Annotated in this window: 9 protein-coding genes; 4 read left to right on the forward strand and 5 right to left on the reverse strand. The window is 68.9% G+C overall.

Going from position 1 to position 11,481, the window contains the following annotated elements; genetic code table 11:
• Positions 1-32: 32 nt before the first annotated feature.
• The 3 genes from EV648_RS24895 to EV648_RS24905 form a co-directional block, all read right to left on the reverse strand.
• Positions 33-671 (reverse strand): pyridoxamine 5'-phosphate oxidase family protein, encoded by a 639-nt coding sequence (locus EV648_RS24895; RefSeq protein WP_132296359.1) that lies wholly within the window; start codon positions 669-671, stop codon positions 33-35.
• Positions 671-1,939 (reverse strand): MFS transporter, encoded by a 1,269-nt coding sequence (locus EV648_RS24900; RefSeq protein ID WP_132296362.1) that lies wholly within the window; start codon positions 1,937-1,939, stop codon positions 671-673. The genes EV648_RS24895 and EV648_RS24900 overlap by 1 nt, the downstream gene beginning before the upstream one ends.
• Before the next feature lie 818 nt (positions 1,940-2,757).
• Positions 2,758-3,402: an alpha-ketoglutarate-dependent dioxygenase AlkB gene (locus tag EV648_RS24905; RefSeq protein ID WP_132296365.1), complete on the reverse strand. Its 645-nt coding sequence runs from the start codon at positions 3,400-3,402 to the stop codon at positions 2,758-2,760.
• A gap of 128 nt (positions 3,403-3,530) precedes the next feature.
• On the opposite strand from EV648_RS24905, the gene EV648_RS24910 reads away from it, so the two are divergent.
• Positions 3,531-4,877, forward strand: coding sequence for an amidohydrolase (locus EV648_RS24910; protein WP_132296368.1), 1,347 nt, complete (start codon positions 3,531-3,533; stop codon positions 4,875-4,877).
• A gap of 88 nt (positions 4,878-4,965) precedes the next feature.
• Here EV648_RS24910 and EV648_RS24915 read toward each other — a convergent pair whose 3' ends face one another.
• Positions 4,966-7,827 (reverse strand): S8 family serine peptidase, encoded by a 2,862-nt coding sequence (locus tag EV648_RS24915; protein ID WP_132296371.1) that lies wholly within the window; start codon positions 7,825-7,827, stop codon positions 4,966-4,968.
• Positions 7,828-7,993: 166 nt separating this feature from the next.
• On the opposite strand from EV648_RS24915, the gene EV648_RS24920 reads away from it, so the two are divergent.
• The 3 genes from EV648_RS24920 (at position 7,994) to EV648_RS24930 (ending at position 10,771) form a co-directional block, all read left to right on the forward strand.
• Entirely contained in the window at positions 7,994-8,338 is a 345-nt protein-coding gene (locus tag EV648_RS24920; protein WP_132296374.1) for a YciI family protein, read from the forward strand.
• Positions 8,339-8,468: 130 nt separating this feature from the next.
• Positions 8,469-9,308, forward strand: a complete 840-nt coding sequence (locus EV648_RS24925) for a dienelactone hydrolase family protein (RefSeq protein WP_132296377.1) — start codon at positions 8,469-8,471, stop codon at positions 9,306-9,308.
• A gap of 578 nt (positions 9,309-9,886) precedes the next feature.
• Positions 9,887-10,771, forward strand: coding sequence for a hypothetical protein (locus tag EV648_RS24930; RefSeq protein ID WP_132296380.1), 885 nt, complete (start codon positions 9,887-9,889; stop codon positions 10,769-10,771).
• Between the two features lie 128 nt (positions 10,772-10,899).
• Here the strand turns inward: EV648_RS24930 and EV648_RS44250 are convergent, their stop codons facing one another.
• A complete protein-coding gene (locus EV648_RS44250; protein WP_241995576.1) occupies positions 10,900-11,430 on the reverse strand; it encodes a hypothetical protein in 531 nt (176 codons plus the stop codon).
• Positions 11,431-11,481 lie beyond the last annotated feature (51 nt).

Genomic DNA, 11,481 nt, shown 5'->3' on the forward strand with positions numbered 1-11,481 from the left:
GGCGTACTTGGAGCTGCTCCATACGGAGTAGTTCAGTACTTGACTTTATAGATGCCCTCTTCGTACTGCGGCCCGTAGTACGTCTCGAGCGTGGTCAGATCGTCGTCCGGGCGGTCCAGGGCCTTGGCGATCTTCGCCCGGCTCGGCATCGCGTCCGGGTTCCAGGTCTCGGGCTTCCACAGCTTCGAGCGGAGGAACGCCTTCGAGCAGTGGTGAAAGATCTCCTCGATCTCGACCACCAGCGCCAGCTGCGGGCGGTTGCCCTTCACCACCATGTCGTCGAAGAACGGCGCCTCGCGGACGATCCGGGCCCGGCCGTTGATCCGCAACGTCTCACCGCGACCCGGCAGCAGGTAGATCAGCCCGACGTGCGGGTTGGTGAGGATGTTGGCGAAGCCGTCGATCCGGCGGTTCCCGGCCCGCTCAGGGATCGCGATGGTGGAGTCGTCGAGCACCATGGTGAAGCCGGCCGGGTCGCCCTTGGGGGAGACGTCGCAGCTGCCGTCGGCCGCGGAGGTGGCGATCAGGCAGAACGGCGACTCGGCGAGCCACTGGCGGTCGAGCTCGTGGAGCTCCTTGCGGGTCTTGTCTACTGCGTGCTGCAGGGGCTCGGGAACCACCTCGCGCAGTTCGTCGTACGAGGTGATCTCGACCAGTCCGGGGATGTCCATCAGGCGGCGCACTCCTCTACCAACGACGGCTGGACCACCGGGCCGGCGGACCGCGTCCGTGCCGCCCATCGTACGGCGGGACCAGTCGCGCAACTGGTCCCTAGGAACAGTGCGCCGACCACGATCCAGCCGACGGGACCCCAGCCGAGTACCAGCGTGGTGAGCAGCGCCGGGCCGAGCATCCGGGCCACTGCGGGGCCGGTTCCGAAGAAGCCCTGGTACTGGCCCTGCTTGTCGACGGGGGCCAGACCGAAGCTGATCTCCCAAGCACCAGAGGCCAGCTTCATCTCGCCGAGAGTCAGAAGCGCCGCAGCGACAGCCAGTACTGCGGCGGCTCCGGCCGGGCCCAATCCGAGCGCAGAGAGGGCGAACACCCCGCAAGCGGCCAGCATTGCGACTCCGGCGAAGCGGACCGAGCGCGTCGCCGTACGGAGGTCCGTAACGCTCCTCGCGATGCGTACCTGGAACAGGGTGACTCCGATCGTGTTGATGATCAGCAGGGACGCGACTACCCAGCCCGGCGCGTTGGTGCGCTCCACGATCCACAGCGGCGCCACGAGGCTCAGCAGCGGCATGAACATCAGCATCACCGCATTCAGCAGAGCCAGTACTGCGTAGGGGCGGTCGCGCAGTACTGCGAGCCGAGGCTCTCCTACTACCCGAACAGTGACGGCGGCGACCGCGGGGACCCGGTGGACCAGCGCGGCGGCGACCAGGAAGCTGGCGGCGTCGATCGCGAACACGGTCAGGTACGCCGGGGCGGTGTCGAACCGCAGGGCGACTCCACCCATCGCGGCACCTACGGCCAGACCAGCGTTCGTCGTCGACTGCAAGAAGGCGCGGATGCGGGTACGCTCCGCCGGCTCGACCAGGCCGGCGAGGAGGGCCTGACGGGCGGCAGTGAGGCCGGTTTGGCTGCTCGCGTACGCCACTGCGGCGATCACGAAGAGTGGGAAGCTCCGGACGAACAGGAACGACGCCACCGAGGCCGAGGTGGACAGCGCCAGCAGGATGGCGACACCGCGGGGTCCCTTGCGGTCGGCGAGGTTCCCGAGCGGTACCCCGGTGAGGAAGCCGACCAGCCACGCGATGGTCAGCCCGAGCCCGACCTGCGCCGTGGAGAGTCCGACCACCCGGGTGAAGAACAACGCCGACGTGACGATGAACGCCCCATCACCCACCGAGTTGGCCAACTGCGCGAACGCCAGGTTCCGAGGCGCCCCCGCGGGCGGCAACAACCGGCTGGTACGACGATCGGTGTCAGTCATCTCAGTCTCCCTGGGCTCTCTCGATATCAAGAGCCTAGAAGCCCACCGGCCCACCAGTCAGATCCACTTGCCCCCCCATTTCATGGGCCAATTCCCATCCACCACCTTGACCACCCACCACTCCAACCCGCGCCCACCAGCGACGACAGAACCGGTGGCCACCCGCCGCACCGCACCACCACCCAGCCGCACCCGCCCGGCAAAGTCGAGGGGTTACCCACTCCTCTTGCGGGTTACCCCCCGAACCTTCGAGAGGGGAACCCACAACAACGGCAGGCAACCCCCCGCCGCGAACCGCGACCCGCGAACCGCGACCCGTGGTCCCGCTATGCAGTGATCGCCCTCTAAGGGGTCAACCCCTCAACCGCAGGGATGCCCGCTCAGAATCCGAGGGGGCAACCCGCACCCTCCGGGGTTGACCCCTCAGAGGCGCGCCGGTACGTCGGGTGGCTGCCCGGATTCCGAGGGGGTAGCCCGCATCCTCGGCGTTGACCGCCCGGAGAGCACGCCGGTACCTCGCGAGCCGCCGGGGATCGGGGACGCGGGCGAAGGGGAGCGGTGCCAGCCGGGGCGTACCGAAGGATAGGTAGTGGGTTGCCGCGCGGGCCACTGCGGGGTGCGGCACGCGCCTGGGTCTCCGGGACTCCACCTGTACTGCCTGTCGCCCGGTACACGTCCACCCTGGAAACACCACCCGAACCGGCTCAACCTCTGCGCGGGATCCCGACCAGCACCCACCACCACAGCCGAAGGCACCTGCACAGCAACCCCGCCGGCAACCCCCGCTGACGCGACCTGCCGAGGGCCAATTCTCGGGCTCAGCGGACGCCGGCTGGGCGGAACTGGATGCTGATGCGAGGGCCGATTCGGCCAGAGGCTTTGGGGATGGCGTGTTCCCAGGTGCGTTGGCAGGAGCCGCCCATCACGATCAGGTCGCCGTGGCCGAGGGGATGGCGGATCGTGCTGCTCACCGGTCCGCTGGTGTTGCCTGGGCGTGGGCGGAGGGCGAGGACGCGGGGTTCGCCGACGGAGAGGATCGCGACCATGGTGTCCTCGCGATTACCCCGACCGATCCGGTCGCCGTGCCAGGCGACGCTGTCCCGCCCGTCGCGGTAGAAGCAGAGCCCGGCAGTCCGGAACTGCTCGCCCAACTCCTCCGCGTAATACGCACTGAGCCGATCCCGCGCCTCGTCGAGAATCGGCAGCGGCAGGTCTTCGTTCTCGCCGTAGAAACAGAGCAGCCGCGGTACGTCGACCATCCGGTCGTACATCTGCCGGCGCTCCTCCTGCCACGGCACATCCGCGGCCAGCCGCTCGTACACCTGGTCCGCCCCGGTCAACCACCCCGGCAACACATCGATCCACGCGCCCCGGCTCAACTCGGTCCGCTGCATCCCGCCCAGCGAACCCAGCGCGGGATCCTCGAACGCATCCAGCAACGAGGCCTGAAGGTCAGCACCCATGAACCCCACCATACACTGCACTCGAACATCTGTTCCCATCGATCCACAGACCACCCTCAGCGCCGGCGTGGAGAAAGGTGAACCCTCGAGATGGAGAGACTGAGGCAAAGCGCTGAGTTGGAGGATTGATGGCGGGTCTGGTGGTCAGGGGCTGTTCGGTGCTGGTGGTGCCGGAGGCGGGGGAGTGTCGCGTCGAGGAGGCGCGGGACATCCATGTCGAGGACGGCGCCATCACCGCGATCACGCCGACCGGTGAACTGCCGGCCGAAGGCGAGGTGGTCGACGCGAGCGGCATCATCGCCGTACCGGGGTTGATCAACTCCCACACGCACAGCCCGATGGTGATGATGCGCGGTGCGGCCGAGGACGTGTCGATCGACGACTGGTTCAACAAGAAGATCTGGCCGATGGAGGTGAACCTGACGCCCGAGCGGGTCCGGGTCGGCGCTCGGCTCGCGTGCGCGGAGATGTTGCTCGCCGGGGTGACGACCTTCGTCGACCACTACTTCCACGCCGACCAGATCGCCGAGGCGGCCTTCGAGACCGGGATCCGTGCCGACCTCGCGCCGACCTTCTTCTCCTCCACCGGCACCGAAGGACGCGAAGCCGCGTACGACGCCGCGCGGGAGATCCGGGAGGCCGGGGCGACGGCCGCCCAGGGTCGGATCACCGCCAGCCTCGGACCCCACGCGACGTACACGGTGTCCGACGAAGACCTCGCCCGCACTGCGGAGGTCGCGCGCGCCGAGGGGTTCCGCATCCACCTGCACGCGGCGGAGAGCGATGACCAGACAGGTGCCTCGCGGGAGAAGCGCGGGCTGACCCCGATCCAGGTGCTCGCGCGGACCGGAGTACTGGAGGCCGGCACGCTGATCGCCCACGGCTGCGGGATCGTCGACACCGACCACGCCCTGCTGAGGAAGTTCGCGGACCGTACTGCGGTCGCCGCGTGCCCGAAGGTCTACCTCAAGCTGGCGATGGGCTCGACCACGCCGATCAGATTCCTGCAGTCGTTGGGCATCCCCGTCGGAGTAGGCACGGACGGAGCCGCCGTCCACAACACGCTCGATGTCTGGGAATCCCTGCGCCTGGTGGCGTTGACCCAGAAGCAGCGCGAGCAGGATGCCGAATGGATGACGGTCTCGGACACCCTTCGGCTGGCAACCCGAGGCGGAGCCGCCGCGGCCGGCCGCGCGGACAGCATTGGCGCGCTGGAGGTCGGGCGCAGAGCAGACATCGCCCTGATGGACCTGTCCGGCCCACACTGCCAGCCGCTCCACGACCCGAGGGCAGCACTCGTCTACTCGGTCCGTGCCTCAGACGTCGTCACGGTGCTGGTCGACGGCAAGGTCGTAGTCCGCGATCGCCGGCTCACCACCTTCGACCTGGACGAGATCCTCAACGACGCAAGGGACCTCGCCCACACCCTCGTCGATCTCTCCAAGGGCGGAACGGTCCAGCACTACGCCCCCTGAACGACTGGGCCCGCTGAACGACTGGGCCCTGAACGCCAACGTGCCCCCGACCGTACTGGCCGGGGGCACGTGGCTTACAAGCTGGCGATCAGCTCACGCTGAGCGTCTTGTTCGCGCTGATGGACTGGGCGTGGTCGGCATCCGCCGTGAACACGACCCGGTACGCGACCAGCCCACGAGCCTTGGGCTTGATGCCGAACGCGTAGTACCCCGTCGAGGTCTGCTTGACCGACGCGATCGTCGTCCAGACCTTGTTCCCGTACTGCTGCAGGTAGACCAGCCGGGCCGAGTGCGCCGGGTTGACCGTGCCGGACAGCCTGGTGGTCGCCCCGAGCTTGATCGCCGCCGGTGCCAGCGTCGCCGACACGATCGGCTTCACCTCGACGGTGATGTTGGCGGTCCGGGTGCCCATCAGGTCCCCGTTGCCGAGGAACGCCATCGCGAACACCGACGACACCGCCGGCTTGTACGCGTAGCTCACGCTGCCGGTCGTCCCCGTCTTCAGGGTGGTGAGCAGCTTGAACGTGGAGACATTCTTAGGCCGCACGTAGACCGCCACCGGCAACCCGGCGTACGCCAAGTTGTCGATCCGTATCACGCTGCCCTTCAGCGTGATCGCACCACCGTAGTTGATCAGCGATCCGTTCGTGCTGATCGCCGACTTCATCCCGAGCAGTTGAGTCGTCGCAACGGGGCTGACCTTGCCACTCCGGTCCTTGACCCAGGCAGCGAACGTGTACGTCGTCCCCTGCAACAGCCCGGTGTTCTTCACCGTCGTGCCGGTCCCCGCGTAGACCAGCGTCCCGGTGGTCGACGTCGGTGGCTTGCTGCCGACGTTGCGCCGCACGATCACCTGGTCGAAGTCGGGAATGGCCGGGATCTTCCAGCTCAGGGTGGCCGCCAGGTAGGCGCCCGTCGCATCGAACGTCCCGGCCACCGGCGGCACCAGGTCGACGGTGCGGAAGGTGGTCGTGAACGGCGCGATGGTGGCGCCGGCCGGGTTCTGCACGCCACTGAGCCGGATCCGGTACGCCGTCGCCTCGACCAGCGGGCTCGTCGGGGTGAGGGTGACCTTGTTGGTCGCGGCATCGTAGGAGGGGGTGACGGGGACGGCCGCCCCGGTCTTCCCGTTGTAGAGGCGAACCGTGTCGGTGGTGACAGTGGCCGGCGCCAGGTCCTGCGTGAAAGTGATCGACGGCGCGACGTTCTGTGCCACGTTCACGCTGAAGTCCGGAACCGAGGCGTCCTTGACCAGGAGACGGGGCTCGGACGCACCGGGGCCACCCACACCGGACGGGTTGACGGTCAGCGTGTACTGACGGCTGTCCCGCGACCCGTTGTAGTTGCGGACCGAGATGTAGGCCGCTCCGGCGGGGAGGCTGACGTTGGTCGAGGCCGACTGGATCCCCGGGATCTCATAGCCGTCCGCGTCCTCGTCCGGCCGCGGCTTCTCAGCGGAACCGATCTGCTGGAAGTTCTGGTCGTAGACGGACACGACCGGGCCGAAGTTCTGCGCGAATTCCACCGAGTCGTACAGCGGGCCGGAGACCTTCACCGTGACGTTGCGGGCGGCGGCGGAGTCGACCTTGTACCAGTCGACGTCGCCCTCGGCGCCGATCGCCGCGGAGATGGAGCTACCCGTCAGCGGAGTCGCCCGGGCCGGGAAGTCGTTCCCGTCGGCGGCCGCCTGCGCGAAGTCCGCCGCCCACGAGCCACCCAGAGCGGCGTACGCGTCGAGGATGCCGGCACCGTAGTACGGGTCGATGCCGCGCGGGCCGGCGTCACGGGCGGTGGCCTTGAGCCGCGCCACCACCTGGGCCGCCGTGAGGGTCGGGTACTTGTTCCGCACCAGCGCGGCGACGCCGGACACGATCGGGGCCGAGAACGACGTGCCGCTGCCCTGCCAGTACGGGAAGCTCGGGTCGAGGAACCTCGGCCCGGTGCTGACGATGTTGTAGCCGGGGGCCGAGATGTCGACCCAGTCGGCGTGCGAGCTGAAGCTCGTGGTCACGGCGTTGTCGTTGGTCGCGCCGACGGTGAGCGCCTCCGGATAGGCGGCTGGGTACTGCGGCACGTCGTCGCCGCTGTTGCCGGCGGACACCACCACCACAACGCCCTGGGAGACGGCGTTGGCCACCGCGTCGCGCAGCACCGGGTCATCGCCAGGACCGCCCAGGGACAGGTTGATCACGCGGGCGCCGTGGGTGACCGCCCAGTTGATGCCCGTGACGATGTCGGCGTCGCTGCCGCTGCCGTCCCGGTCGAGCACCTTGACCGGCATCACCTTGGCGTTCCAAGCGACTCCGGCGATGCCTTCGGTGTTGCTCGTGTTCGCGGCGATGATGCCGGACACGAACGTGCCGTGGAAGTTGTCGTCGTTCGGCGTCGTGCCCGGGTTGATCGTGTTGTAGCCGGGCACGGTGCGGCCGACCAGATCCGGGTGGCCGGCGTCGACACCGGTGTCCAGTACTGCGACCGTCTGGCTGCCGGCGGTCTTCGACAGGTCCCAGGCCTGGGGCATCCGAACGGTCGACAGGTACCGCTGGACGCCCTGCGCGTACGCGTCGTCGTTCGGTACCGCGCTGGCCTTGCGGGTGTAGTTGAGCGACGCCAGTTCGACGCTGGGCTCGGCCTTCAGCTTCTTCAGCAGGTCAGGCGCGGGCACGGATCCGGTCACCTCGACCACATCGGACGTAACCGAGGTGGCGGCCTTGCCCGCGTGCTTGCTGAGTGCCTGCTTGCGGGCTGTGGTGGTGGCCTTGTCGCGGAACTTGACGACGACCGAGTTCGGCTCGTACGCCGGAGTGGCTTGGATCCCCGTGGAGAACTTGCGCTGCTTCGGCTCAGGCTGGGCGGCCTGGCCGGAGGAGCCGGTCACGGTGATGAGGGTGGCTGCTACCAGGGCGGCGGGGATGCCGAGGCGCAGTACGTGGGCAGGGCGGAACAACAAGGGACCCCCCCAAGGGTCTTGATGAGACAGAGGGCCGGAGTATGTCAGATGCGGGCGGCCGATCCGCAACTCGGTTCTGATGTCAAAAGCTGCAATCTTGCCTCGACGTCACTTTCGTGGACCGCCCTTGCTGGGTGGGGTTTCCGCGCGACGACGAGGAGAACTTATGAAGTACATGCTGCTGATCCGGCCGGAGGTGGACTTCGACGGCGAGGTGCCGGCGGAGATGGTCGCGGCGACGCGGGCCTGGGTGGCGGAGATGACCGAGCGGGGCGTGCGGCAGCAGGGCGCGGCGTTGCGCCCGCCGGCCGAGGCGACCGGGGTCCGCCGGCGGGCCGGCAAGGTGGTCGCCACCGACGGGCCGTTCGCCGAGTCCAAGGAGCAGATGGGCGGCTTCGACCTGATCGACTGCCGCGACCTCGACGAGGCGATCGAGATCGCCGCCAAGCACCCCGTGGCGGCGATCGGCATGGTCGAGATCCGCGCCCTGGAGGAGGACTTCGACGCGTAGTCCCGATCCCGCACTCCGGGCCGTACGGCGGGGCGCGCCCTCGCGCTGCACGGCGGGGCGCGCCCAACACCCGGTCGGCGGCCTCTTCGGGTCCTACGCTGGTTGATCCCCGAGGCGAGGAGATCTCGAGATGGCCGGTACCGCACCGAGTTCCGACCTGACCGGCTGGCGGCGGGCGCCCTTCAGCGGTGCAGGCCTGACCTACGACTGCTACGAGAAGGGCTCGGGACCGGGCGTCGTGCTGATCCCGGAGATCCCCGGCATCACCCCGTACGTGCTCGGGCTCGGCGATCACCTGGTCGGCGAGGGCTTCACGGTGGTGATCCCGTCCCCGTTCGGTGAGCCCGGGCGGCCGGAGTCTCTGGGCGCGGTGGCCCGGGTCATGCCGCGGCTCTGCGTCTCGGCCGAGTTCCGCGCGTTCGCGGTCGACGCTCAGCGCCCGATCACGGCGTACCTGCGAGCCGTCGCTGCCGACCTGGCCACCCGTACGCCGGGACGCGGCGTCGGCGTGATCGGGATGTGTTTCACCGGGGGATTCGCGCTCGCGACGGCGGTGGACGAGGCCGTCCTCGCGCCGGTGCTGAGCCAGCCGGCCACACCGTTCCCGGTGAGTGCGAAGCGGCGCCGCGATCCGGGGGTCTCGCGGGGCGAGCTCGAGCGGGTGGTGGAGCGCTCTCGCACGGACGGGCTCTGCGTTCTCGGCCTGCGTTTCAGCGCGGACCGGGCGGTCCCGGACGAGCGGTTCGCCACCCTGCGCGAGCACCTCGGCGAAGCCTTCGAGGTGATCGAGCTCGACTCCGGCCCGGGCAACCCGGGCGGCTTCCGGAAGAGCGCTCACTCCGTTCTCACCGGCGAGGTCCGCGAGGATCCGCCCAACCCGGCGCTCGACGCCCGCGCCCGCGTGGTCGCCTTCCTCCGCACCCACCTCACCGGCCCCACCCCACCCCTGGACCCCAGTCACATCATCTGACCCACCCGGCACCAGCTCTGGACATCGGGTCCCGTGTCCGGCCGGTCCGTCGTAGTGTTGGCCGAAGTCCTTGTACTGAAGGGATCCGGGGCTCCTTTGTTACTGGGCAGTTCAAGTGAGATCCAGGTGTAGTCGTGTGAGGACGCACTGTCACGCATCCTCACGTACGGCTGCGGAGTGTTAAGTCGGCGTATGGAATTCGGTCTGTGTGATTCGGCCGGGGAAGGGTTGGGAACTGGTTTAGGTTAGGACTGGTTGTTGTTGCTCTGGGGCGGGATTCCGGCGGCAGAACCGTCCGAATCGTTGCTCTGTGCAAGGCTTGTTCAGCCCTGTGTGACGCTCGGTGATTTGCTCTGGCCGCACCCCCCGCGGACATGGCACCATCGGCCACCGGGGAGCTAAGTATCAGGGGGCTGCGAATGGCGAAGACCAAGCGGGCGAACCACAGGACCGGAACAGAACGTAGTTCCTGGACGGCGAACGGTGCGGTCGACGAGGCAGGCGCGGACCAGGCAGACCGGGACCCCGAGGACGGCCCGGCTGATCACGCTACCGGCAGGAATGGTCACTCAGAAGACGTGTTCGCTGGCAATGGAGTATCGACGCCGGGGCAGAACGGCCGCCCCGGATCCAATGGCACGTCCGGTCCCAAGGGTCCGGGCGGCGCGGCAGGCGGCCAGAACGGCCGAGGCCAGCTCGCGCCGGCCCCGCGCGACGGCGCGCCGGGCCAGGCCGGCCCGCCAGGCGGCCCGGGCCAGAACGGCCACGGACCGCACGGACCGGCCCAGAACGGAACCGGCCAGAACCAGACCGGCCAGGACCAGACCGGCCAGAACGGACCAGCCCAGACCGGTCCAGCGCAGCAGGCCCGGCCGGCGCAGAACGGACCCGGGCAGAACGGGCCGGCGCAGAACCTGCCCGGAATGCCGCAGAACAGGACGAACGGTGGGAACGGGCAGGCCCGCGACCCGCAGGCTCGCTCGGCCGGATTCGGTACGCCGGTCCGGGTGGACGAGATCGCCGTCGCGGCCATGGCCTTGTCCGAGGGGCTTCATGCAGCCACCCGGGGCCTGCCCGAGTCGGTGGAGTCCCGGCAGTTCCGGCGCGACCTCGACGAGGCGGCGGACACGTTCCGCAACGTCGCGAGCGAACTGGAGACGACAGCCGGCAACCTGATCCGTCTCGCCGCGAGCGAGGGTCAGGCCTGTGGCGTGACCTGGGGCATCTGCCCCGAGCACGGCCTCAGCCTGATGAGCGTCGGTGAGACCGTCACCTGCCGCGTCCTCGGCTGCTACCGCGAGAACGAGGACGTCGTCGAGCAGTGCACGCAGCCCGTCGCCTATCGGGTCGTCGACGCCGTGGGCCCGGCTCTGATGACCTGCTCCGGCCACGCCATCGCCTGCCGCCTGCACCTCGATGGCGCCGTCATCACGCTCGCCTCGGACAGCCTCGAGCTCCTCTAGCTCCAGGATCCGCACGCGCGCCCGCCCCCGGCCTCTGGTCGGGGGCTTCGGCGTGAGCCCCCGACTCCACCTCCGCCAGGGCATGAAGCCGGGTGGCCTTCGCGTTCTAAAGCCGGGGCCTTCGCGTTCTACTGGATGCGGCAGGACGTGAGGTGGTCGTTGGCGTTGGGGGAGAGGGCGACGAAGTTCGGGGTGTCCGCGGTACGGGTCCAGGACTGCCCGGTGAAGTTGTCCTCCGCGTAGATCGTGACCGACCAGCCCGCCGGAACGTCCGCCTTCATCTCCGACTGCATGTTCGTCCAGCCGGTGGCGTCGTACATGATGTAGAACTTCCGGCCGTGCTGCTCGGCGGCCTGGCGGACCTTTGCGGCCATCGCGTCCCGGGTCGGGCCTTCGCCGCCGGTCGGGTTGAACCGCTGCAGCGCGGCGGTGTCGCAGCCGTTCTGCTGCATCCACTGGAAGTGCGTGTTGACCGTCTGCTGGTCGTACGACGAGAACAGCTTGGCGGGCTGGCCGTTCCCGAGGTTCGAGTACGCCGTCTGGTAGGTGGCGGTGTAGTCGCGGACGTCGGGCCAACTGCCGAGCGCGTTGTTGGTCGGCGCCGGGGACTGGCCCGAAGGGGCCGGGCAGGACTGCGGAGAGTGGCACCGAGCGTACAAACCGTGGCGGCAGGAGACAAGACGGCATCGCAAGATTTGGGCTTGAGTCTG

This window comes from Kribbella sp. VKM Ac-2568 (assembly GCF_004345365.1).
Lineage (GTDB): Bacteria > Actinomycetota > Actinomycetes > Propionibacteriales > Kribbellaceae > Kribbella > Kribbella orskensis.